General features: G+C 40.7%; 22 protein-coding genes. 13 read left to right on the top strand and 9 right to left on the bottom strand.

The window, feature by feature from the left end; all coding sequences use genetic code 11:
• Nucleotides 1-165: 165 nt before the first annotated feature.
• Nucleotides 166-615 (bottom strand): hypothetical protein, encoded by a 450-nt coding sequence (locus CEF17_RS11770; RefSeq protein WP_100399699.1) that lies wholly within the window; start codon nucleotides 613-615, stop codon nucleotides 166-168.
• A gap of 268 nt (nucleotides 616-883) precedes the next feature.
• Between CEF17_RS11770 and CEF17_RS11765 the strand changes: the two genes are divergently transcribed.
• Nucleotides 884-1,474 carry an NAD(P)H-dependent oxidoreductase gene (locus CEF17_RS11765; protein WP_100399698.1) on the top strand — a complete coding sequence of 197 codons (591 nt, stop codon included), beginning with the start codon at nucleotides 884-886 and terminating at the stop codon, nucleotides 1,472-1,474.
• 331 nt (nucleotides 1,475-1,805) lie between these two features.
• On the opposite strand, the gene CEF17_RS11760 is transcribed toward CEF17_RS11765, so the two are convergent.
• Nucleotides 1,806-3,569: a B12-binding domain-containing radical SAM protein gene (locus CEF17_RS11760; protein WP_100399697.1), complete on the bottom strand. Its 1,764-nt coding sequence runs from the start codon at nucleotides 3,567-3,569 to the stop codon at nucleotides 1,806-1,808.
• Nucleotides 3,570-3,751: 182 nt separating this feature from the next.
• On the opposite strand from CEF17_RS11760, the gene CEF17_RS11755 reads away from it, so the two are divergent.
• Nucleotides 3,752-4,354 (top strand): hypothetical protein, encoded by a 603-nt coding sequence (locus CEF17_RS11755; protein WP_198508961.1) that lies wholly within the window; start codon nucleotides 3,752-3,754, stop codon nucleotides 4,352-4,354.
• A gap of 102 nt (nucleotides 4,355-4,456) precedes the next feature.
• Nucleotides 4,457-5,368 (top strand): fumarylacetoacetate hydrolase family protein, encoded by a 912-nt coding sequence (locus CEF17_RS11750; protein WP_100399695.1) that lies wholly within the window; start codon nucleotides 4,457-4,459, stop codon nucleotides 5,366-5,368.
• A 55-nt stretch (nucleotides 5,369-5,423) separates the two neighbouring features.
• Here the strand turns inward: CEF17_RS11750 and CEF17_RS11745 are convergent, their stop codons facing one another.
• On the bottom strand, nucleotides 5,424-6,617 hold the full coding sequence (locus CEF17_RS11745) for a KamA family radical SAM protein (protein WP_100399694.1): 1,194 nt from the start codon (nucleotides 6,615-6,617) through the stop codon (nucleotides 5,424-5,426).
• A gap of 429 nt (nucleotides 6,618-7,046) precedes the next feature.
• Between CEF17_RS11745 and CEF17_RS11740 the strand changes: the two genes are divergently transcribed.
• Together CEF17_RS11740 and CEF17_RS11735 are read left to right on the top strand one after the other, a co-directional pair.
• Complete coding sequence (locus tag CEF17_RS11740; protein ID WP_100399693.1) at nucleotides 7,047-8,438, top strand: aspartate aminotransferase family protein; 1,392 nt, start codon at nucleotides 7,047-7,049, stop codon at nucleotides 8,436-8,438.
• A gap of 88 nt (nucleotides 8,439-8,526) precedes the next feature.
• Nucleotides 8,527-9,381: a MurR/RpiR family transcriptional regulator gene (locus CEF17_RS11735; protein ID WP_100399692.1), complete on the top strand. Its 855-nt coding sequence runs from the start codon at nucleotides 8,527-8,529 to the stop codon at nucleotides 9,379-9,381.
• Between the two features lie 42 nt (nucleotides 9,382-9,423).
• Here the strand turns inward: CEF17_RS11735 and CEF17_RS11730 are convergent, their stop codons facing one another.
• On the bottom strand, nucleotides 9,424-11,433 hold the full coding sequence (locus CEF17_RS11730; RefSeq protein ID WP_100399691.1) for a TRAP transporter permease: 2,010 nt from the start codon (nucleotides 11,431-11,433) through the stop codon (nucleotides 9,424-9,426).
• 223 nt (nucleotides 11,434-11,656) lie between these two features.
• Nucleotides 11,657-12,712, bottom strand: a complete 1,056-nt coding sequence (locus CEF17_RS11725; RefSeq protein ID WP_100399690.1) for a TAXI family TRAP transporter solute-binding subunit — start codon at nucleotides 12,710-12,712, stop codon at nucleotides 11,657-11,659.
• A gap of 316 nt (nucleotides 12,713-13,028) precedes the next feature.
• On the opposite strand from CEF17_RS11725, the gene CEF17_RS11720 reads away from it, so the two are divergent.
• From CEF17_RS11720 to CEF17_RS11690, 8 genes are all read left to right on the top strand, one after another.
• The gene (locus tag CEF17_RS11720; RefSeq protein ID WP_100399689.1) at nucleotides 13,029-14,129 is read left to right on the top strand and encodes an AI-2E family transporter; all 1,101 of its coding nucleotides are present in this window, start codon (nucleotides 13,029-13,031) and stop codon (nucleotides 14,127-14,129) included.
• Between the two features lie 19 nt (nucleotides 14,130-14,148).
• Entirely contained in the window at nucleotides 14,149-14,526 is a 378-nt protein-coding gene (locus CEF17_RS11715; protein ID WP_100399688.1) for a rhodanese-like domain-containing protein, read from the top strand.
• A 174-nt stretch (nucleotides 14,527-14,700) separates the two neighbouring features.
• On the top strand, nucleotides 14,701-14,844 hold the full coding sequence (locus tag CEF17_RS20055) for a lmo0937 family membrane protein (protein ID WP_157843023.1): 144 nt from the start codon (nucleotides 14,701-14,703) through the stop codon (nucleotides 14,842-14,844).
• A 132-nt stretch (nucleotides 14,845-14,976) separates the two neighbouring features.
• Nucleotides 14,977-15,873 (top strand): hypothetical protein, encoded by an 897-nt coding sequence (locus CEF17_RS11710; protein WP_100399687.1) that lies wholly within the window; start codon nucleotides 14,977-14,979, stop codon nucleotides 15,871-15,873.
• Between the two features lie 108 nt (nucleotides 15,874-15,981).
• The gene (locus CEF17_RS11705; RefSeq protein ID WP_100399686.1) at nucleotides 15,982-16,305 is read left to right on the top strand and encodes a hypothetical protein; all 324 of its coding nucleotides are present in this window, start codon (nucleotides 15,982-15,984) and stop codon (nucleotides 16,303-16,305) included.
• A 172-nt stretch (nucleotides 16,306-16,477) separates the two neighbouring features.
• Nucleotides 16,478-17,242 carry an alpha/beta fold hydrolase gene (locus CEF17_RS11700; RefSeq protein ID WP_157843022.1) on the top strand — a complete coding sequence of 255 codons (765 nt, stop codon included), beginning with the start codon at nucleotides 16,478-16,480 and terminating at the stop codon, nucleotides 17,240-17,242.
• 89 nt (nucleotides 17,243-17,331) lie between these two features.
• The gene (locus CEF17_RS11695) at nucleotides 17,332-18,177 is read left to right on the top strand and encodes a YitT family protein (RefSeq protein WP_083465201.1); all 846 of its coding nucleotides are present in this window, start codon (nucleotides 17,332-17,334) and stop codon (nucleotides 18,175-18,177) included.
• 118 nt (nucleotides 18,178-18,295) lie between these two features.
• A complete protein-coding gene (locus CEF17_RS11690; RefSeq protein ID WP_100399684.1) occupies nucleotides 18,296-18,769 on the top strand; it encodes a BsuPI-related putative proteinase inhibitor in 474 nt (157 codons plus the stop codon).
• A 270-nt stretch (nucleotides 18,770-19,039) separates the two neighbouring features.
• Here the strand turns inward: CEF17_RS11690 and CEF17_RS20050 are convergent, their stop codons facing one another.
• The 4 genes from CEF17_RS20050 to CEF17_RS11675 form a co-directional block, all read right to left on the bottom strand.
• On the bottom strand, nucleotides 19,040-19,201 hold the full coding sequence (locus CEF17_RS20050; RefSeq protein ID WP_157843021.1) for a hypothetical protein: 162 nt from the start codon (nucleotides 19,199-19,201) through the stop codon (nucleotides 19,040-19,042).
• A gap of 16 nt (nucleotides 19,202-19,217) precedes the next feature.
• Nucleotides 19,218-22,205, bottom strand: coding sequence for a DEAD/DEAH box helicase (locus tag CEF17_RS11685; RefSeq protein WP_100399683.1), 2,988 nt, complete (start codon nucleotides 22,203-22,205; stop codon nucleotides 19,218-19,220).
• Nucleotides 22,189-23,439, bottom strand: coding sequence for a hypothetical protein (locus tag CEF17_RS11680; RefSeq protein ID WP_198508960.1), 1,251 nt, complete (start codon nucleotides 23,437-23,439; stop codon nucleotides 22,189-22,191). The genes CEF17_RS11685 and CEF17_RS11680 overlap by 17 nt, the downstream gene beginning before the upstream one ends.
• Before the next feature lie 687 nt (nucleotides 23,440-24,126).
• The gene (locus CEF17_RS11675) at nucleotides 24,127-24,432 is read right to left on the bottom strand and encodes an AzlD domain-containing protein (protein WP_100399681.1); all 306 of its coding nucleotides are present in this window, start codon (nucleotides 24,430-24,432) and stop codon (nucleotides 24,127-24,129) included.

The raw sequence follows: 24,432 nt of genomic DNA, 5'->3' as shown, positions 1-24,432 counted from the left end.
AAGCTGACTTTGTAAAAAGCCTGGGCTTTCATTATGTACAAGGGTATTATTTTGGAAAGCCCAATTATTGCCCTCTTCCTAACAAAACAACCAAGTCGTCTTGATTGAACTTATGTAGGACGTAAAGACTGTTTGGTGCACATGGAACAGTCTTTACACTATTTCTTACATTGAAGACCCCATGACCATAGCGGTTACACCTACTACACCTAGTACGATAGGAAGGTTTTTGGCCATATACTGACGGTTGGGCATCCTGCTGATGATCCAAAAGCTTCGGTCAGCTATGAAGAATAACATAGCTGCAATCATAGCCATAATTGTAATGTCAATATTGTAAGTGAATAAATAGGCAAGTGATCCCCCGATCAGGTGAAGGATAAAAGAAATCGTATTGAAATGTTTTTCAGCCTGACGAGCAAGAAAGTCAGCGATAAAGGATACGATAGAGCCAAAGAACACAATGGGTATTAAGGAGAAAAATCCATAGATAGTATAGCTTTGCAGAATCATTCCAATTTGGTTTGCACCTGAAGTTGTCTGGATGGGAAACAGCATTCCCATAATAAACATAAACAGTGTCCAAACAGCAAGTCCTGTTAGTAGTTTATTCATGATGATCTTCGCCTCCGTTACCAGCTATCAAATTTTATCAGATGTCATTCGTTCGTTATATATCCTTCTTTTTAGACTTATAAACGGCCAAATCTATCATACATACGTAAATGGGTAAAATAATGAGAAAAAGGGAAAGAAAGTGAATGACAGCAGGCTAATGATAAAAATTGACTGGCAAACAGGAAAGCCAGCTGACTGGAAGGTATTTGCGGTAAGAAATTCAGATCATGAACCAGGTAGATAAAATAGAAAGGACTGAGAGAGGATGGGAAAGCAATTAATATTATTTATGCATCCTGACAAAGATAGTTTTAACGGAGCCATTTTACAAAAAGTGAAAGAAACGTTTCAAAGCAGCGGGGAAGAAGTAAAGATAAGAGATATTCACCAGCTGGCCTTATCTCCTGTGTTATCAAGAAAAGAATATAAAGATTCTCTTCAAGGCATATATCCTCGAGAAGTAAAAGAAGAACATAGATATATGGAGTGGGCAGACAAGATAACGATTATTTTTCCACTTTGGTGGGGAACATTTCCAGCCGTGGGAAAAGGGTATCTTGACCGTATTCTTTCATATGGGTTTGCTTATGAATTGGACGGAGAGGATCCGATCGGAAAAATGAAAGGAAAGGAAGTTGGTGTTATTTATACAACCGGCTCTCCTAAAGAAGAGTATGAGGGCAGCGGGATGGCGGATAGTGTAAATAAAGTGATGGATGAAGCCATTTTCTCCTTTTGCGGCTTTACTCCCCTTCCACCTCTTCATTTTGGCAATGCAGTGTTAGCAAGTGAAGAAGAGCATGAGGAGATGCTTTCTCAGGCAAAAGAGTACATCAAGAAATATTATTTAAACTAATCTTACTTTCGTTTTCCAGTCTGATTACAATAACGTGTCTGCAAAATAAGTAATGTTCTTTTCTACATACCTAACTTTCCCTCCAGCTTTTTACTTTCCCTTTTCCACAGGAGGGCAGGAAAAAGCTTCTGTATAAAGACAAAAGTGGAATGCAGCAAGGTAGAAAAAAATATGCAGGTTAACGTAAGGGATCTCATTGAATAAATATGTAAAGAAAGTCGTAATTCCCCTCACTGAGGACTTTACGACCTTCTTTAGACAAAAGGATATGAAGAGAGATCCTCTCTTTTCATAAATAAATACTAGGTGAAGTTTATTAATGCTTTACGTTTTACGCTTCTACAATCTTTGCAGAGGACAGGGGCAAATGAAAGACTTGTTTTTCTTTCGTTTGCGTATGGTAATATACAATCAAGTATTCTGGCTCCTTCAAGAACGTACCAGTTTGTAAATAATGGCTTAATGAGAAATCAAGAAGCTCAGTTACTGAATGCTTGTGAAGTTCTTTTTCCGACGCCTGAAGACTTTCAAAGGAAGGCCCTGCCAGCGACGGAGCATGTGCCAGACTTTTGAGGAGAGAGGAATGCTCTTTTTTTGATAAGCTATGCTCCCACCATACCTTTCTAGGTTTGTGCTTTTGATGAAGGAAATAATCATACTTCATTAAACCTTCAATGACAGATAAATGTTCTGTATCTATATCTAATAAAAATTCATGAAGGCGAAGGAAAAGGTCTTCAAGCTGATGCCCTATTCTGCTCCAGCCCTGCTTTTCCCAGTAGTCACCGAAATCCTGAAAGAAGTCAAAAGGAGTTGAAAAGGTGTGTTCTACCAGGTATTCAATTGTATGATCCATCCGGTGATCATTCCAGTACTTTTCTAACACGTCTTCCACTCGCTTAATTCGGGAAATATCACTAAAGCTTAGTATATTGTTTTTCAGCATTTCATATGGCGCGTGATCCATATAGACGTAACCGTAGTCTTCGGCTCGAAGACGCAGGCCAGTTCCCCGGAGCATTTTTAAAAAGCCGAGCTGCAGCTCTTCAGGCCGCATCTCAAATACGTCGTTAAATGTCTGTTTAAAACGCGTATAATCTTCCTCCGGCAAACCAGCGATTAAATCGAGATGCTGGTCGATTTTGCCCCCCTCTTTTACCATCGTTACTGTCCGCTGAAGCTTTTTGAAGTTTTGTCTTCGTTTTACAAGCTCATTGGTAGCATCATTTGTTGATTGAACACCAATTTCAAAGCGAAACAGGCCTTTGGGGGCATTTTTATTAAGGAAATCTAAGACTTCAGGGCGCATGATATCTGCTGTAATTTCAAACTGGAATTGACACCCTTTATGGTTTTTAATAAGGAAATCAAAGATTTCTAGGGCATAGTCTCTCTTAATATTGAAGGTGCGGTCGACAAACTTAATCATTTTAGCCCCGTTATCAATTAAGTACAAGAGATCGTCTTTGATTTTTTCCATATCAAAATATCTGACTCCGGTTTCAATGGAGGATAAGCAAAATTGACAGCTGAAAGGGCACCCTCGAGAGGTTTCAAAATACGTGATTCGTTTTCCAAGCTCACTGAGATCTTCTGCAAAGCGGTATGGTGAATTCATTTCGTTTAAATTAAATTTGGGACGAGGAGGTGAAATAACAACTTCTCCGTCTTTTCGGTAGGCTGTTCCAAAAAGGAAATGATATTTTTGCTCTCCCTCTATTTCCTGTAAAAGGTGCTTAAATGATTCTTCCCCTTCACCCATGACAATAAAATCAACCTCAGGAATCCTTTCCATCCAGTACTTTGTGTCGTAGGAAACTTCGGGTCCGCCCAAAACAATCGTGAGCTCTGGCCGGATTTTTTTAAGCATGCTTACGACCTGAATGGTTTCTTCTATGTTCCAAATATAACAGGAAAAACCAATGACATCCGGCTCTTTTTCAAATAGGCTGGTTACGATATTCATTGCCGGGTCTTTAATGGTATACTCAGCCATTTCTAATTGATAATCAGGTTCAGCATAGGCTTTTAAGCAGCGCAGAGCCAAACATGTATGAATATATTTTGCATTTAACGTACTAATTACGACTTTCATAAGATCCCTCTTTCTATGTGACGCGACCTTTTTAAAGAGGTGGGTATGTTTTTAAAAGAAGATCGTTCGCCATTTATGCTAGGAGTATGATACCATATTTCTGTTGTCTTTACAGGCTGGCATTGTTTAACGGTTTGATAAAACAGAGGTTTATCATAGGAAAAGGCGAAAAAGAAAAGGATATGATACATATGATGACATTTACCCCGTGGCTTTTTTATTTACTTCTTTCGGTTACCATTATTATTCTTGTGTTAGGATTAGGCTGGCTCATGCAAAAAGGTATAAAAAATTTGAAGAAGGAAGGCAGTAAACGCTGGGAACGAGGCGGAGCGGTTCTCCTCGCTATTCTGATGATTGGGTTTTACTTTTGGATAGCTGAAGGGTTTACAGACAGGGCTTCCTACGGGGAAACCATTGTTACTCCGCAAGGATTCGAACAGGTAGAAGAGGGTCAGAAGGTGTTGATTCCTTTTTCTTCTTATTTAGTAATCGAAAGGTTATATGAATTTGGCTTTGCCGCGCAGGAAGAAGTGAATGGAGAAGTGATAAACATTCGTTTGTTTATTGAAGATCCGCCTTCTTTATTACAAGAGTTTCCGGAATGTATTGATGGGGATGGCGTGTTTACTAACCATGCTCGTTTTGATTTTAGAGGATGCTACGAAGGGCATTGGCAGTCAGCAATCGTAGAAGAGCTTCAGCAAGAAGATTCTTTAGAACAAGCCTCAAGAGATATTGAAGGCATGTTCCCGTATTTTTCAGTAGGGCTCGGATCTGAATAAGGAAAAGACGGTAAAAGGGCAGGATTCTTTCCATAATGGAGAGAATCCTTTTTTGTACTGCTAATTTATTACTATATGAAAACAGGAAGGTGTGCGAAGAACATGAAGTTTGTGACAGCAAGAATCGGAGAATATGAAACAGCAGGTGTGGTAACAGTACAGGAGCAGATCATTGATTTAAAGCAGGCTCAGTTTGCGATGAAAAATGAAGTCTCCATTCCTGAAACGGTCGCAGGGATTATTGAAGAGGGCGTAGAAGTGATGGTGGAAATTAAGAAAGTAGTAGAGTGGGCTTCTCACCAGAAAGAAAGTAAAACGAATGGAATTTATTCATTATCAGATAAAGACGTGAGTCTTAAAGCACCTATCCCTCAGCCGCCTAAGAACGTCCTTTGTATTGGCAAAAATTATGCAGATCATGCTGCAGAAATGGGTGCAGAAAATCTTCCTTCTCACCCAATTGTCTTCACGAAAGCCCCGACCACGATTATCGGTCCAGAAGAGGAAATTGATCCCCATAAAGAGGTAACAAGTGAATTGGATTATGAAGGTGAAATTGGAGTGGTTATTGGCAGAAGGGGAAGAGGAATCTCGAAAGAGGAAGCAAAGGATTATATTTTCGGGTATACGCTCATCAATGATATTACAGCAAGAGACCTTCAACAAAATCATAAACAATTCTTTCTAGGGAAGAGTTTAGATACAAGCTGCCCGATGGGACCTTATATCGTCCATAAAGATTCTGTTTCTCATCCTGATAAGCTGGAGCTGACAACAAAAGTTAATGGGGAGGTACGTCAGCAAGGGAATACTTCTCAGCTTATTTTTGATATTCCAACCCTTATACATATTCTGTCTAAAGGAATGACCCTTGAACCAGGGGATGTAATTGCTACAGGGACCCCTGCAGGAGTAGGAAAAGGGTTTACTCCTCCGAAATTCCTGCAGCCAGGAGATGAGATTGAAATTACTGTTAAAGATATTGGTACATTGATAAATCGAATAAAAAAATAAAAACAACGTCCCGTTCAATGATTGAGCGGGACGTTGTTTTGTGCTTACGCTTTTCTTACTGTGTTGTTACTTTCTTTTTCTTGAGGGCTTTTCGGCCTTGAGGCATATCAGGCATTTCATTTACTGAAACGACTTCTTCCACCTTTTTCTTAGGCTTCGTCCAGTATTGTTCGTTTCCTGGCAGATCATCAAACCAAGCTGCATTTTCAGGGTAGTCGAGAACCATAAACTTCCCATATTCCTCATCTCGGGATTGGTGATATTTAAGATATGCTTTTCCGTCTTCAATGCCAAGGATTTCAATTTTTCCTGAAGTATGACTCATGGACAAACGAATTCTTTTTCCTAGTCCGCTTGTTTTCGCTTTAGCGGCTTCTACAGCATCATACGCCTCTTTTAAGGTAAGTACAAAATCATTGTTACCGGCAACAGGGCGGTTAATAAAGAAGTAATAAGGAGTTACTCCTGCCCAGGAAAGCTTATCAAGCAATTCTGCCAGATCATCCGGATTATCATTAATCCCTTTTAATACTGGCGTTTGATTTACGACAATTGCCCCTGCTTTATGCAATGCATCAAAGCCTTTTTTAGCTTCAGCCGTGATTTCACGAGGATGGTTTACGTGAGCCATAATATATATTCTATTGTCTGGCGTAGAGTACTCACTGATTAATTTTAACAATTCTTCATCCTCATAAATACGCATTGGATTAAATACAGGAAGCTTTGAACCGATGCGAATAATTTTCACATGAGGAATCTCACGTAGCTTTTCAATGATGTAGCGCAGCTTTTTCGTTGCAAGAATAAGAGGATCTCCCCCTGTAAGCAGCACGTTATTGATTTCAGGAGTATTTCGGATGTATTCAATTCCTGGATCAACGTCTGACATGGCTTCTTTTACATCATTTCTGAATAAACGTTTGCGGAAACAGTAACGACAATAGGCTCCGCAAACCTCGGAACAGATCAAAAGAGCAGTCGTTTTATACTTATGCTGGCACCCTGGTGCTGCATAGTTTGTATCTTCATCTGATGCATCCCAGCGTCCATACTCTTCAAGTTCTCCTTCGTTAGGAATAACAAGGTTTTTTATCGGATCATTAGGATCCTCCCAGTTAATTAAACTTAAATAGTACTCATTTACCCGGAAAACAAATTTGTCAGTAATTTTTTTCAGTTTTGCCCGCTCTTCTTCTGGGATTTCTTTAATCTTATCGATATCCATAATGTACTTCGGCTGTGCCATAGGATCACCTTCCCTTGTGGTAATAACCGCCTTAGTAAGACGGTTGTTTTCAAAGAATAAGAGAGTTATAAGGCTTTGAAATATGTAAATGACTCTGTAAGGAATCAATTTACAGCTATATAGATTAAAACATATGAGTTCAAAAACGTCAAAAAAGAAAGAAAACTTTAATAAAGGGGGAAAAATGAAGGGAAAATTTCGGTATATTGGACATACAATGTGTATATGAAGTTTGACTTTCTTTTTCGTTTATACAATGAAACTAATATTTCATTTAATTTCTTGTTTTTTTGAAATTATAATTTCATTTATTAAGAAAGTATGAATAATTGCCTTCACATTCGGGTAGTGTTACCATATAATGAAATTAACAATTCATACATTGAGGTAAAAGAAAAAGAAATTTCAAAAGTGAGGGAATGAAAGAAAATGGCTATTGAGAAGAGGCAGCATCCAGTCATGGAGCTGGCAGAACGAACGAAAGGCTCCTATGAATTTATGGAAGAGGCAAAAAAAGTAATGCCTGGCGGTGTAACAGCTAACATTAAGCACTTTGCGCCGTATCCTATTGTCATGAAGCATGGGAAAGGAGCCTACCTTACAGACGTAGATAATAATCAGTATATTGATTATCTAATGAGCTACGGAGCTCTTATGACTGGCCATGGGGATGAAGAAGTAAAAAAGGCAGTGATCAGGCAGGTGGAAGAAGACGGAACATGGCTGTTTGGTACTCCTCATGAGCTGGAAATCAAGATGGGGAAAAAGCTGCAAGAGTATTATCCAAGCATGGAGCTTCTTCGTTACACTAATTCAGGGACAGAAGCCACACTTCTTGCTATACGCCTTGCTGCAGCTTTTACTGGTAAACAAAAAGTGGCCAAGTTTGAGGGACATTACCACGGAGGCTATGACCAAATGCTTGTCAGTGTCAATCCGTCAGTTGACGACGCAGGGGAAGAGGATGAACCAAAAGGTATAGCAGAATCTAAAGGCATGTGTCCATCTACAGTTAGAAATACGGTGGTCCTTCCCTTTAATAATTTAAAAGCTTGTAAAAAGATTTTAAAAGCGAGAAAAGATGAAATTGGTTGTGTCATGATTGAACCTGTACAGGCTGGTTTTATCCCCGCTGAAAGGGAATTTATTCATGGGCTGCGTAAAATTACTGAAGAGCTTGGTATGGTATTAATTTTTGATGAAGTGAAAACAGGCTTTCGAGTAGCGCTTGGAGGCGCACAGTCAATTTATAATGTGAAGCCAGATATTACTACGTTAGGGAAAGCAGTAGGAGGCGGCTACCCTGTTGGAATGGTTGGAGGCAAAAAAGAAATTATGATGATGAGTGCGCCGACAAAAGGAGCAGATGTTTTTGACAGCAGTCAAAGTAAAGCCTCTACTGCGAATGATGTTTTATTTCACAGCGGCACGTACAATGGCCACCCTTCCATTCTGGCTGCGGGGTTAGCTACCATAGAAATACTTGAGAAGAAAAGTGATGAAGTATTCTCCTTAACCACCTATTTAAAACAGAGGCTGGAATTAACATTTAAGCGCTATAAAATACCAATGAAGGCAGTTGGCGTGGGCTCAATTTTTAGTGTAGTATTAACTGATAAGAAGAAAATTTCACACTACCGGGACCTTCAAAACACAGACCTGCAAACAAGAAAAAAGATAGATATTGAGCTGTTAAAAGAGGGGATTTATACAAAGCCTTTAAATCGTTACAGTCTATCAACCGCTCATACAAAAAAAGAAGTGGATGAAACAGTTAAAGCCTATGAAAGGGTGCTCTCTAAGATAAGCAGTTGTCTATAAATCTTAAAATGCAGTAGGTGTGAGCAAAAATAGATTCCCTCCTTTTATACCAGTTCAGAAGGTTTTGGCTACAAAGGGATGAGAGACCATGCTGGAAAGTGAAGTGTATCAGCGCATCATTGATCTTCAGGATGAAATGAGCAAATCTCAAAAGAAAATCGCAAATTATTTAATTAACAATCCAGAAACGGCTCCCTTTTTGACAGCTTCTAAGCTCGCTAAAAACGTGGAGGTTGGTGAGGCTACAGTAGTTCGATTCGCTGTCTTCTTAGATTACAAGGGATACCCAGATTTGCAGCGTCACTTGCAGGAAGCACTGCAAAGAAAATGGACTTCAGCAGAGGTCTTTGCAAGAACAACTGATAAAGAAGATCAGCCTGAAAATGCTGTAACAGAGATATTAGCAGATGATATTCAAAACTTGAATACAACTCTTCAACAAATGGACTCCAAGGTTTTTCATGAAGCAGTGAACGATATCATTCACGCCAAACGTATTTATATCATTGCATATCGAAGTGCGGCCAGTTTAGGTCTTTTCTTAGAATTTTATTTAGACCTGGTTTTGCAGAATACTGAAATGGTGACACAGGCTGATGGAGTTTCAGAGCATTTGCTTGACATCACTGATGAAGACCTTGTGATAGGCTTTGGTTTTTCCAGATATACAAAAAGAACAGTAGAAGTGCTAAAGTATGTCAAGCAGCAAGGTGCTAAAACATTGGTCATTACAGACCATTTAATGTCGCCCCTTGTACCATACGGAGACCGAAAGCTCCTGGCGTCAACGGAGATTAATTCATTTATAGACTCGTTTAGCGCCCCTTTGAGCATAGTAAGTGCTTTAATTACTGCGGTAACCCGTTCAGAGCATGAGAAAGTAGCGGTGCGTTTAAAAGAGTTAGAGGAATTATGGGGGACATTTGATGTCTTTCATGATTAATAGAAAAAACTGTGCGGTTTTACTCGCACAGTTTTTTTGTTGTTATGCTGTTTGCTGTTTGCTTCCACGGTTGCGGAAATGGTGAATAATACCGATAATAACCAGAATTGCTATCCCCGGTAGAGAAATCATTAAGTTTCCAGGGTAGATAGCCATAAGGCCTCCGGCTAATAACAAAATCCGTTCAATGATATTTGGCTTAGCAAAGTAGTAACCCATTAATGAGGCACTTACACCGGCCATACCAATCAAAGCAGTCAATACTGCTGGAATAAGCGTCATAGCCGTAGCATCCTCAAGCACCAGCACTGGATTATATACAAAGGCGTACGGGATGATGAAGGCTGCAATGGCAAGCTTTAAGGCATTTACCCCGGCTGCCATTGGATTGGCCCTGGCTATCCCGGCCCCTGCATAAGCGGCCAAACAAACAGGGGGTGTAATATCTGCCACAATACCAAAATAGAAAACAAAGAAGTGAGCTGCAATATCTGGGACACCAAACTGAATCAATGCTGGAGCAGCGATAGAGGCAGTCACAACATAGTTGGCTGTTGTTGGCAGACCCATACCAAGCAAAATACAAGCAATCATTGTATAGAACAATAGTAAGAAGAAGTTCCCTGCAGCCAAATCCAGGATAGCGCCTGCAAGTTTACCGCCCAGTCCTGAGAAGGTAACGACGCCCACGATGATCCCGGCTGTGGCACACGCAGCAATGACAGGGAGGGCAATTCGAGCACCCTTTTCAAACGCCCATAACAGATCGCGGAGGGACATTCTTGTATCTTTCCGGAATAAGCTGACCACAAAGGCTGTAACGATACCTGACATGGCAGCAAAAGTAGCTGTATAGCCCATCAATAGCAGTGCTACGATAGCAACCAAAGGAGCGATCAAGTCCATTCTTTTTAAAATACCCTTAAAGGACGGAAGCTCCGATTTAGGCAGTCCGTAGATTCCTTGTTTTTTGGCCTGAAAATGTGTTCCCATAAATACACCAGAAAAGTAAAGCATGGCAGGGACGATAGCAACTAAAATGATTTCACTGTACGGCACACCTGTGTATTCTGCCATGATAAAAGCTGCAGCCCCCATAATAGGCGGCATAATCTGTCCACCGGTAGAAGCAGAGGCTTCTGCAGCAGCAGAAAATTCAGGTTTGAATCCTGCGCGTTTCATCATGGGAATTGTAAAGGAACCCGAACTTACCGTATTGGCAACAGAACTTCCTGTTACCATCCCTTGAAGGGCACTGGCTGACACGGCAGCTTTTGCCGTTCCACCTGTAAATCGGCCCGTAGCTCCAAAGGCCAGGTCGTTAAAGAATTTTCCAATACCACTTTGGACGAGCATCACTCCAAAGAATAAGAAGAGGTAAATGAAAGTGGATGAAATTTGTATCGGGGTGCTAAAAATCCCTTCGGTAGTAAAGAAAAGACGTGTTGTCAATCTTTCCCATGTAAACCCGCCGTGAGAGAAAGCGCCCAATCCGGCCCAGTCGCCATAAACCCCATACAAAATCGCGCCCAGCGCGATGATAACAATGGGAAGCCCGACAGCACGTCGTGTAGCCTCAAGCAGTAAGACGACTGCCGTGACAGCAACTAGCGTATCAAAATCTGTATACCCAGCGACAATTGAACTGCTGACTAACGTTTCATAATTCCAAATGATATGGAAATTACAATATAAAGCTATGGCAGCAAGGAGTACATCGTACCAGGGGACACCCGGCTTTTTTGTCATGGAGCGCTTGATCGGATATAAGATAAAAATCAGCGCCAATCCTGTACCAAGATGGATAGCTCCCTGGACAATCGAAACATAGGGACCATTAACTGCTGTATATAAGTGGAATATAGTGAGGGAGATCCCCACAATAGCAACGACCCATCCCCATTTCATCAAGTTCTGCCGATAGGCAGACTCTTTATCATATTTAGATATGATTTCCTGCTCTTTCAACTGGTTCTCCTGAGCATCCACTTGTTCGGTTATGGAGGTCCCGCTGCCTGATTTATTTTCCTTCTTATTATCTTTGTCAGTCATTCACTCACCACCTTTTGTAGTATAAAAGTACCTTTAATGTATGTAGGCTGCAAAGTAGAAGTATCAGTAAGCATGCAGGAGAAAGGAATCACCATCATCATAACAAAAATGAATCGCTATGTCTCTTCATTTTAATAGGCTGAAATACCTTAATTCCCATAATATTCTCATTATTTAAAGAAGAAAGTAAAAAACGGGCCAGATCGGCCCGTTTCTACTGAGATTAGTCTAGAAGACCTTCTTCTTCAAAGTAGCGCTCTGCTCCTGGGTGAAGAGGGAGATCATCAGATCCATTCATAACATTTTCTTTTGTAGTATGCTGACCTTGAGTATGACTGATTTCATCTGCGTTTTCATAAAGGGCACGAGTGATTTCGTAGCCTAGCTCTTCACTTACCTGATCAGTAGATCCTACAAGAACTGCGTATGCCGTTACAGTCATAGCTGACTCTTCCATAAAGTCGTAGCTGTCAGCTTCGATTTCCATTCTTTCATAGCCGCTGTTCGCTTCTACTTCATCAAGAATATCGTCAGAGATTGAAATAATTCTTAAATCACGCTGATTGCTTAACTCATCAATTGTGCTGTCTGGAAGACCTAACAATCCAAAGGAAGCATCGATATTACCGTCTTGAATCTGGCCGGCAGCATCGCCAAATCCTTCTTCATAAGCATTGTAGTCTCCGTCTTCAAGACCAGCAGCTTCAAGGATTAAGCGGGCAGCTTCCTGTGTTCCCGACCCTGGAGGCCCGATTGCTACATTAGCTCCTTCAAGATCTTCAACGCTTTCAATACCAGACCCTTCAGTAGTTACAATTTGCATAACCTCCGGGTAAATGTGTCCCATAAATCCAACGTTTTCTACAGCATGGCCCTCAAACTCACCTTCGCCATTTATAGCATCCTGTGCAGGAAGGTGAACAGTCATACCAAGCTGCATTTCTCCTCTTGAGATTTGAGCAAGGTTGTCCACAGAGGCACCAGAAGAGACAGAACTTACATCAAAGTCCTCATATTCAACGTGGTTATTCATAACATTAGCCATTTCCTGGCCTAGCGGGTAGTATGTACCCCCTGTGCTCCCAGTTCCTAATTGAAGTCTTGTCATTTCATCCCCGGCAGCTTCTCCATCATCTTCTGCTGCGTCATCTTCTGTTTCTTCAGTGTCTGGAGCGTCTTCAGCACCCTCATCTACACCGTCTTCAGCTTCCCCGCAAGCTGCTAGAAACAGGCCGAAAGTAAGCAGCATGACAAGCAAAAATGAAAACTTAGATTTCATCTTGTTTCCCCCTTTATATTTTGTCTGAAGTGAACGTAGGTTCACGCTTTAATTAAAGCAAAATTGCCTATAAAAGTAAAGGACAACAACCAAAAGACCTAGTTTATTTGGATATTTTTTACACTAAACACATTGTTTTTGACAGATGTTTGTGAATTTTGCAAAAGTTGTTCACCTGGAAGCAGTATTGAGCATAAGTTACCTGGTACTTGCGGAAGAAAAAGAATGATTCGAGAGCAGGTTAGACAGGCAGAGTAGGTTACCATATATGATATAATAGTTATATTTTTATCATATAATATCAGTAGGTGATCACATGCCAAAGGGAAAATTTTTCACAATTGGATACGGGATTATAGTTGTTTTTATTATTATATATTTAGGAACGCTGATTGATTTTATTTTTACCCCGATTGTCGTCCTGATTCAAACCTTGTTTGCCCCAATTATTCTGGCCGGGGTGCTGTATTACCTGGGAAGGCCAGTTGTAAAGGTTTTAAGCAGGAGGATGCCAAGGGTCGCAGCTATTCTTCTTTTGTATTTAGGCGGGGCCGGTCTCATTTCTTTTTTAATTTACCTGATAGGTCCTGAATTACAGCGTCAGTTCTATAGTTTTGTAAATAATGTACCGTTTTTTATCAATGAAATACGGTATATGATTATTGAGCTTCAGAATAATGAATGGATTAATAATTTTATTGAACAGAATGAAGAACTGAGTATTGAAGAACTTACCCGCCAGGCAGCCGAGTATCTAAATGACTTTGCAGGACAATTAGGCAGCAATTTAGCGAGTCTTTTTGGGGCAATTGCTAATTTCCTTATAATAATAGTTATCATTCCTTTCATCCTTTTTTATATGTTAAAAGAAGGAGAGAAGGCGCCTAATATGGTGTTGAAGCTTCTGCCGCTTAAGCATCAGCAGGAGGGCAGGAAAGTGTTATCAGATATGGATAACGCATTAAGTTCTTACATACAAGGACAGATTATTGTGAGCTTTTGTGTTGGCGTGCTAGTTTATATTGGCTATCTAATCATTGGACTAGATTACTCCCTCGTTTTGGCATTGGTGGCCATGTTTACAAACGTGATACCGTTTATCGGCCCATGGATTGGAACGTTTCCAGGCGTTATTGTCGGTCTGTTGCATTCGCCATTGATGGCGTTATTAGTTATAATTATAGTAGTTGTCGTCCAGCAAATAGAGAGCAATGTAATTGCCCCTCAGGTGATGGGAAGAAAGCTTTCCATTCACCCATTAACAATTATTCTCCTGCTCCTGGTGGCAGGCCGTTTTGCAGGGTTGATAGGACTTCTTCTTGCTGTGCCCACTTATGCGGTAGGAAAAGTCATTGTCAGTCATACTTACCGATTGTTGAAATTAAGAAAGCCCCCTGAGGAGGACGGCAAATTGTAATAGGAAAGAGGGTGGGAAAATGAGCTATCACCTAGATGGTGTCGAACAACTCGATTATGCAGAATTAAAGGAGATCTTTGACCAAAAGAAGTCTTCACCGATTCTTATTGACGTGAGGGAGCCTGAGGAATATATTGAGCGGCATATTCCCAACGTCCCGTTAATCCCAATGCAAAGCATCCCAGAGAGAATAGAAGAATTTCATAAGGATGCGGAATACATCTTTATATGCAGGAGCGGGACAAGGAGTCATCATGTCGCCTTATATTTTAAAGACAACGGAATTGAAAATGTAAAAAACTTTGCCGGTGGAATGCTTGCCTGGGAAAGTGAAACAGAATCCGGCTGGGAAGGGCAAGTAAGAGACATAGAGGGACTATACTCCAGGCAGACATAATGAAAGAACCTGATGATAAGCTTATCGTCAGGTTCTTTTTTTAGGTAATAGAGCTATCGTTAGTTTAGTGGAGAAGAAAAGAGGAAATTAGAAAAGCAAGGAGTAATTGGAGCAGCTGTGAGAATAAAGGTGACCGGCTGCTATGATGGCTGAGAAGCAAAGGAGAGGGTTAACATGTTATGGACGATTATTGGAGTGCTCATCGCATTATGGCTATTAGGATTCTTATTTGAAATTGCCGGAGGATTAATCCACATTTTACTTGTTGTCGCCTTAGTTGTTTTAATCTTTAGAATGATAACAGGAAGAAGGCCTTGATAAAAGCAAGGAAAACATTTCAAAAAAATGGATAACGCTTTATAATGAAAAGAGGGCTCTGTCCCTCTTTTTTTTATGAATGGAGGGCAGAAGCCTAAAAATAAATAAAGCAAGAATGTGAGGGGGATAGAAGTGAATCTGATAGTATCTGGTATCTTTTCTGCTTTCCTGTTTTCAGGCCAATTATCAGCTCCTTTTAGTTGGGAAGACAGCACTCCGGCAAAAGAAGCAGATCGAGAGGACATAGCAGGCCAAAACCAAATTGAAGAAATAAATGAGAGAGAAGAACAGTCATTTCATGAATCTTCTTTAGAAGAACCTGAATTATACATAGATGGGCAGCGCCAAATATACACCCCTTTTTTTAAGGAAGGAGAGTTATTCCTGCCATTACCGGCAGCGATTCAGGCTCTTTCTCAATACGAAGAGTATGGAAGCGGGGAGGGAGAAGTTGCTGAGCCGTTTGATTATATTAAAGAACGTTCAATGGTTGAAGAAGTGGAAGGTCAAGAAGCAGTCAACATTGAAGCGCTGCAGGATCTGGGTATGAAGGCCTCATGGTATGATAATCCAGACCATCTTCATTTGGAAACTGGAAACCTTCTTGGAATTGAGGGAGTAAGTGTAGGGGATTCAGTTCAGGCAGTAGATAGGAAATTTGATATTCATTGGAACACAGGGTTTGGCCAGGCTGCTGACTACGTAGGATTTTATGGTGGAAACAATGAATTTGTGTATACAGATAGGTATGGGATAAAAAGAACAGGCCAAGTGCCGGATGTTCAATTTGAGGTAATGGACGACTATATTACATACATTATGATGGCCTCTGCTGATTATTCTACTTCCAAAGGCGTGTCTCCTGGGGATCCTCTATCCGAAGTACAAAGAGTTTATGGTCGGGATCATGAAACCGAATTAATAGACGGAAACAGAGTCTATATCTATGAAGTGGACCATGGCAGCCTTTGGTTTATAGGCGACAAAGAAGAAGATAGCATTCAAAGAATTGCATTATGGGATAAATAGTTTACAGAGTCTAAGCCAGAGTATTTTTTCCCTGTCAGGAAAAAGTGTTTATATTTAAACAAGTAGGGTAAGTAAATAATAAATATTCTGATAGGGGGAAATAGAGTAATGGCAAAAAGATTAGTAATGTTATCAAGTATTGCAACAGCAGTTGCTGGAATTGTAGCTTACGTAATGAAGAATGAAGAAAGAAAAGAAAAGGTTATGCATGCATCACAGCGGTTAGTAGCTAAAGCTAAAGGACAAGCAAAAGAGGATGAAGATGCAGAATTAAATGAAAAGGTAGGACATTCTGATCCTTATGATATTGATGATAACAACATGGTAGCTGAAGGGGCTCAAACCTCAGTGTTCCATTATAATAAAGCTCAAGATCGCGAGGATGAAGATCCGGCTAAATCCCCGGCAGGTGCTAAGGTAAGTGACGTGTGATAAAATTTTTACACCATGACCGTGTAGATAGAAGACAAGGGAGCTACTTCCCTTGTCTTCTTCATATTCAGCCAAAAGGCTGCCTGAACCAGGCAGCCCTTTTCCCTGTGGACAAAGACCATACATAGAAAAAGAAAAAAACCCCATTCTAAGTAAAAAGGGATGTGCTAGAATGATTGCTGTACAAGATGCTAAACTGCGTGGAATTCCTTCCCTTATCATAGCAGATGAAGAAAAGAAGTCTCTCCCTTTACCAACCGTTATTTTTTGGCATGGTTTTACAAGTGCAAAAGAGCATAACCTTCATTATGCTTTTTTATTGGCTAAAGAAGGTCTTCGTGTTATACTCCCTGATGCGCTATATCACGGAGACAGAGGGGAAGGGGTTTCTCAGAAAAAACTAAGCCTGTCATTTTGGGCTATTGTTCTTCAGGGGATCCGGGACTCAAGTGCCGTTCGGGATGCCTTGGAAGAGCGGAAGTTAATAGCAGACGGGCGTTTATTTATGGCAGGCACTTCTATGGGAGGCATTCTGACAAGCGGTGCGCTTGCCGCATTTAACTGGGTTAGAGGAGGAGCTGTGTTAATGGGAAACCCGTCCTGGGAAACATTTGCCCGTCAACAAATCAGCCGACTTACTCAAGAAGGTGTTTTAAATCTAAGTGTTGAGGAAACGGAAAAGCAAGTAGCTGCTCTGCGCCCTTACGATATATCAACGCAGGTTGAGAAATTTAAGGACAGGCCTCTCTTTTTTTGGCACGGTAAACTTGATGATGTGGTGCCTTATCATAGTGCCTATACATTTTACCAGGCTTTACATGAAGCCGTAGATGTTCAGGAAGACAATGCGGTATTTCACCTTGAACCAGCTTCAGGTCATAAGGTGACAAGAGAAGGCATGTTAGCTATGGTTAAATGGGTGGCTGGAAAGATTTGAACGAAGAAACTTAGTGTGAAGTCGTCCTCTTCTTTCACCGATGTAGAGAAGCAGCAGACGAATTATTTATATTGCCGAGGTGTCAGTTTATGATTACGAAGAGTTCAACATTAATGCAGGAAGTACAAAAGGTAGGAGTCATTGTAGTCTCGGCTATTATTATGGCAATTGGGCTGAACATGTTTTTAATTCCTGCTCAAGTTTTTGCAAGCGGGTTAACGGGTGTCGCTCAGCTCCTTGCACAATTCCTGCCACTATCAACGGGTATTCTTCTATTTATTCTCAATGTGCCGGTTGCTATATTGGGCTGGTTAAAAGTTGGGAAGCTTTTTACATTTTACAGTTTTATGCATGTAGCTTTAACTACATTTTTCCTTGAGACATTACCAATCATACAATTATCACCTGATATTTTGTTAAACGGGGTGTTTGGCGGCGTTATCACAGCAGTAGGGGCAGCCTTTGCCTTGAAATGGGGGGCTTCAGCGGGCGGTCTTGATATCATAGCTCTTATTCTTGCAAAATTAAGTGACCGCCCCGTTGGTACGTATTTCTTTTTGCTCAATGCTTTGATTGTATTAGGAGCAGGCTTTCTGATTGACTGGGAAAGCGCCTTATATACTCTCGTGGCCCTTTATGTAAGTTCAAGGGTTATTGACGCTATTCATACTAGGCATGTAAAAGTAACAGCAATGATCGTTACGAAAAAACCAGATGAGCTGAGAGCGGCCATTCATAAACACATTACAAGAGGGATAACAAGAATTCCTGCCAAGGGTGGATTTGACTCTTCGGATAAGGAAGTTATGATGATTGTTATAACCAGATATGAATTGTATGCCTTGCAACAGGTTCTTCAGGAGGTAGACCCTGATGCGTTCACAAATATCCTTACTACAACTAGTATTCTTGGAGTGTTTCGCAAAGATAACTAATGGAAATTGCGATCTTAATGAGCCCAATGGGTATTCTGTTTCTGTCTAGAGGAAAGGCATTTTTCTGTTTTTACACATGATATGATAGAGGAACAGGAGAGGATAGAGGGGGAGCGTCATGAAGCATTTGGGCTTGTTGTTATTACTATTTCTTGCAACAGCATGCGGTTCAACACAAATGAATGAAGATGATTCTTCAAAGGAAGGAGAAACAGCGATGGGCAACGGCTGGGAGCTTTCTGCAGAGATCGACGAAAGGGAAGAAACAGTAGATTGGTCATTAACTCTTCAAAATACTGGAGAAGAAGCTCTTCGTTTATTTTTTCGCACCAGCCAGCAAGTGGAAGTGGTTGTAACAGCGGAAGATGGTGAAGAACTCTATCGCTATTCAGAGGGAATGATGTTTACCCAGGTGTTAACAGAGAAAGTAATTCAGGGAAATGAAAGTCATACCTGGGAAGGGAATATTGAAAAACGAAAGTTGGATTCCGGGGAAAATAAAGTACGCTTATCAGTAACCGCGTCTGAAGTTAATGATGAAGCTGTTCAAGAAGAGGAAATGACGATCTACAAGACAGTCGCAATAGAGTAAGCTGAAAATGAAGTAATTCGCATGCGAGAAGCGTCAGCGATAACGAATGCTAGTCTTTGTCAGTGATTTAGATGAAGAAAGGGGCTGGGATAATACAGTCTCTGAAAAGTAAAAACGGTGCCAATTATCGCTTGTCGATAGTTGGCACCGTTTTGTTGATCTAAAATAGGCTTGGTCGATGATGAGGGCCCTTCTTATTAGCTAGGTTTTGTCACGGTCTCTTTTTATATTGTGCCACATTTTCAATCTCGATTGATGGTTGGAAACTATTTATATATGCTTTGCAATCTTTTCTATGCAGGAGCTCCAAAGTTTATTTATATCTTCTGGCTGAGAAAGGTTTACATTGTTTTTATCATCAGAGTGGGGGGACGGAATAGGTTTTGTACCGTACCAATAAGTTTTCCAGGGCTCTTTTGTTATATTATTCATTCGCCTGCCTCCTCACTTATTCCAGTTGAAACCATCTTGCTAGTTCATCTTCTGTTGATTTGTCAAACAGAGGAAGGTTATTAGCAAGTACTTCATCATTTAGTGTTTTTTTGTCCTTGATCAGCCGATCAATTTTTTCTTCAATAGTTCCTTTTACAACGAGAGTGTGGACGGTAACGTCTGAAGTTTGGCCAAGACGATATGCTCTGTCTGTTGCTTGTTGTTCAACAGCAGGATTCCACCAGCGGTCATAATGAATAACATGAGTAGCTTCTGTCAAATTAAGCCCCACGCCACCGGCTTTTAAGGAAAGAATAAAAACTGCACACCCCTCGTGTTCTTTGAACATCTTAATTTGGTTTTCTCTTGCATGCCTGGACAAAGAACCATACAAGTAGAATACAGGTATATCCATGTGATAATTGAGCTCTTTTTCTATTAAGGAGCCCATTTCTGTATATTGTGTAAAGACAAGGACTTTTTCATCCAGGTTTTTAATATTATCAAGGAGATAAAGAAAATAATCCCATTTCTTGGAACGGTGAGATTCTAATCTTTTTTGTTTTAAATATTGAGCTGGATGATTACATATTTGCTTAAGATGTGTAAAAGCTGCAAAAACTGCTCCTCTTCGTGCTGTCTCATTTTTTCCCTGTACTCCCCGGAGTAAGTTATTAACAACGGCTTGATATAAAGCCGCCTGCTCTTCTGTTAAGCCAAGTAAATGAGTTTGTTCCTTTTTCTTTGGAAGCTGAAGGTGTAAGGAGTCATCGCTCTTTTTTCTTCGTAATAGGCAGGGGGCAATAAGAGTTTGCAGTTTTTGTATTGCCTGTTGCTTTTTTTCTTCCTTATCATCTTGCAAGGGTTGGATAATGTCTTTTTCAAATTGAGCTTTTGATCCAAGGTATCCTCTGTTTAACAGGTCAAGAATTGACCACAGTTCATGGAGACGATTTTCAACTGGTGTACCGGTTAAGGCGACTTTATGAACAGCTTTAAGCTTTGCTGCACTCTTTCTTTGTTTTGACTGCAGATTTTTAAGATACTGGGCCTCATCAAAAATCAGACCGTTCCAGATAATAGCTTTTAGGATGTTCTCGTCTCTAGCCGCCAGCCCATAGGAAGTAATGATCACATCAGCGTTCTGGCTGAGAAGTTCCTCGCTTGTCACAGACCTGTCTTTTCCATAGTGAACGTGAACGTTTGTAAAAGGAGCAAATTGTTGAAATTCTTCCTTCCAATTTTCAATTAAAGAAGTAGGTGCAAGTAATAGAAAAGGAGAGGAAGAGAGACGGCTATTTTGGGAAAGAACAGTAACTATATATGCAATCGTCTGTACTGTTTTTCCAAGCCCCATGTCATCAGCAAGACAGCAGCCAAGACCGAGCCGCCTTTGCTGGATAAGCCAGGAGTATCCGGCATGCTGATAAGGTCGAAGTTCTCCCTTAAAGGATGCTGGAGGAGATAGTAACACAGGATCCTGTCGGTAAGCTCTTTCCAACAATGTTGATATATCTCCTTCCCAGGCAGAGTACCACTCCTCTTTAGAAACAGAGGAAGAGCTTTCCACGTCTCGTACTGCCATTTTCATGACTTGCTGCATAGGTTGCTGCTGAATCTTCTTGTACCATGCTTCCATGAGGTCAGGATCCCATACAACCCATTGATTATTCCAGGTAAGGATTCGTTCCTGCTGCTCAATAAGAAGAAGAAATTCTTCTTTTGGCAGCATGAAATCCCCAATTTGAATGTCATATTGTAAAGAAGCTGGATCATCCCAGTTGATCAGGGGGTCTACTGTCGAATGGTAAGGCTGACCCTTCATGATTATGTTATCGGGCTGTTTTTTAATGGTAACAGATTTAGGAACCAGTACAGCGATATCCTGCTTCTTCAATTCACCCGCTTCTTGAAGTAAAAAGATGCCAGCCTCAGCCCTTGATAAGCGTATCCTTCCTTTATGGAGAGAAAATTCTTGAAGGGAAGGAGCAATCTCTTTAAGATCCTTCAGCGCCCGGATAAAGTAAGGAACAGGGTTTTCTTTCCAAGGGTGAAGCCCTCGAGAAATGTCTTCTATATTTACTGTAACATCAGAGGAAGTTTTATCCTGTAAAAAGATTTCCATCTCCCACTCTTTAGACATGTTTACGGGTTCAGTAATAGAAACAGCAAGTTGGAAGGGATACGGTTGAAACCAAGACAATAGCGGCTTTTGCTCAGGATCCCATGGAGTATCTTTTGAAAAGCCAGGGTCAAGATGCCGTTGGGCATCCATGTGCTCCATATCTTTTATAAGCGATGACCGCAGTGTATCATTTTTTTCTAACGTATTTCTTATAATGAAATCTGCGGTCCGATGAGTAAGCTGTGAAAAAGAGCTATCTGATAGAAATGGAGGAAATCGCTTTTCTTGAGAGTCAGATATTTCGGCCGCTGCCGCAGCAGGAGGCATAGCTTCAAACCACTTTTGGGTGTTTATGCCTTTCAGGTACCAATGTCCATCTTGTCCCGGAAAAAACGACTTGTCTTTTAAAAGTGAAATCATTTCTTGGAAGAAGTCAAGCCAGTACTGAGCGTCCTTTCCTAATAGAATGTTTCCTTCTTCCGCCTGGCTTCTAAGAGCAGATGCTCGTTTTAAAAACAGGTCATTATATTCTATTGCGACGCCTTCTATCAAAAAGGAAGACAGGCTTTCTACACTATGATTGCTTGCGGTATTAAAGGAAAGAAGAGCTTGAAAGACCCCTGATTCACTTTCCCCCTCGCCATTTTTAACCGGTACTGTTACTTTTGTTTCCACAGAAGAAATCATTGTCCCAAAATAACTTTCTTTTTCTTCATAAAAAACTAAGGGAGCCCATTCTTCTATAGGAAAAAGAAAGGGAAACCTGCCGTAGGCAGTGGCGGGAGACATGGATCCTTTCTCGCACCAGGCCACCCATTTGCCCGGCTGGCTGTATGTTATATGGAGGATAGGGGGACTTATATTATTTAGCTGGCTCAATGGCTTTCAACTCCCTGATAAGGGCTTGATACGTACTGTATCTTTGTTTGACTTGGTTTAAAAAAATCTGAAAAGCTTCCGGTCGTTCGAGAGAAATATAGATTCGCTTCATATTCTTTAATAGGACGATGGCTTCTTGGTATGCAGTAAGATTTTTCTTTTTTATGCATTGTAAAAAGTATTGGTGATATAGAGCCAGCGTTTGTTCGGGAAAATCGTGTTCAGAAGCTGCTAGCAGCTGCCTTTCTTCATCAGTCATGTTTCCTGGCGATTTTTGAATGCTCAATAAATGTCTTAATCCTCTAGAGTATAACTTTTCCTGGGAGATAAGCCGGACATACAGCTTTTTGGTTTCGACTTCTTGAAGGCTGGCTTCTAACCTTGGAAGAATATACTCAAGGATTCGTTCTTTGGAAAGTGCAGAGTTTTTTTGCTGTTTGTTAAACTTCAGCAATCCCGGCCGGGCGACCCACTTATCCCATAGGTCAAGCTCTTCTGGAGAAAGATTGTACTTTTGTAAAAATAACTCCCTCTTATAAAAAAGAAGCTGGGTCTTACGATAGATTGCTTGATCAGTAAAAAGCTCATGTAAAAAGGCTTCTAAGAAGCTCCAATCACTTGAAGCATACATGGATTGTAAGTGAAATAAGAGTACTTCCGGCTCCAGCCTGCCTTTCCAGGGAACGAGGTATCCCAGGCTTTTTTCTTTTTCGCCTTTATGCATGGCCATTGCCGAGGCAGCCAGGGCAGGAGATAAATCAAACGGAAATTCTTTAGAAATAGCTGCTGTCCGCTTCTCGATTTTATGTACCTGAGTGTGTTGTTGACGCGAGATAGCCCATAAAAGCAGTAACGCCTGGTAAGGAGTATAGGAAAAAGAGAAAGAAAGTGCGTATTGATCAAATAAATAGTTCGTCAGCCATTCATGAAATTCGTCTGGTTCATCCTCTGTTTGAAAAAACAAAATCTCACATTCAAGGAAGAAAGACGATAAAAATTCTTTCAGGTGTTTGTCATGTGTATCTCTTCCATTGTTAGGAAAAGAATGGAATAAAGAGAAGATAGATTCTATGAAAGTAAGACAGCTTATAATTTTCTTGCTGGGTTCACTTTGCCCATTGTAAATAAACCGCCAGTCTGCAGCTAGATTTTTGTTTTTTTCACCGTTATGTGCTTGAAAAACTTGGAAAATATTAGCTGCCCTTTTTTCTTGCCTTGCTGCCTCGTTGAGCATGAAAGAATGATAAGGGGCATATTTTTCTTCGCCGCCTAAATGTGTGCTAAATAACGCAAGAGCCCACAGATGTGAGCATGGGAATGGGGCACTGCACGTGCATGTGGAGTTCGTAAACTCCATACGGTCAAAGACAGGGATATGATGTTCACAGTCTTGTAAGACGTGTCCCGAAAAGACAGATGAAGAGGTATGGACCATGAAAAGCAATTGTTTATGTAAGAGTCTTTCCCCTGATTGTTTAGTCTGCTCTGAAAATAACTGACTGACTGATGGGGAAATACGATCGTCTTGTAGGGATGAGAAAACCAATCTTATTCACCTGCCTATTTGTTCAGTAGTTATATTTTAGTCATCTGGGAGGAAATACTCAACCGCTTATTCATGTCTGTTTGGCTGAAAAAGAAAGTAGACTGCCTTTTCAACGGCAGGAAAGACGGGTTTCGGCGACATGTCGCCTCTCTTTCTCTGTTTTTTTTCTTTTAAAATTTGTTCATATTTTTGGTGATTTTACTAAAAATATGCTCGCTTGCCCCTTAGGGTACAAGTACGGGCACGTGCATGTCTTCAGCTTAAAAACACCCTGAGGGATCTTCTTTTTATGCTATTCCCGAAGGAGTTTCATGCTTTTATTTTATCAACATTAGTCATTCACTGAACCTATTTACATAGGGGACAGTGATTTTATCAAAAAAAAGGCGTAAGAAGCGTAAGAATTAAAATTGATCCTAAGACCACGAGGATAAGGTTCCCGCCCAAAAAAGCCAGAATGAATGCAGCAGCTGCTCCAAGAACGCCAAACCAGGGGGATTCGTGTATAAAGAGTATGCCAGGGAAAATAAGAGCACCCAGTGCTGCAAAGGGGACGTTTTTTAAAATACCCTCAAGTCTTGGGGGTATGGCTTTAGCGTTTAAAAAGACGAGAGGGACCATTCTGGGAATATAGGTTACTACTGCCATTCCTAGAATGATAAGCAAAAGAGAAGATGACAT

The sequence above is a fragment of the Bacillus sp. FJAT-44742 genome, assembly GCF_002797315.1.
GTDB lineage: Bacteria > Bacillota > Bacilli > Bacillales > Marinococcaceae > Thalassorhabdus > Thalassorhabdus alkalitolerans.
The sequence above is the reverse complement of the archived record's forward strand: the minus strand, read 5'-3'. Positions and strand labels throughout refer to the sequence as shown.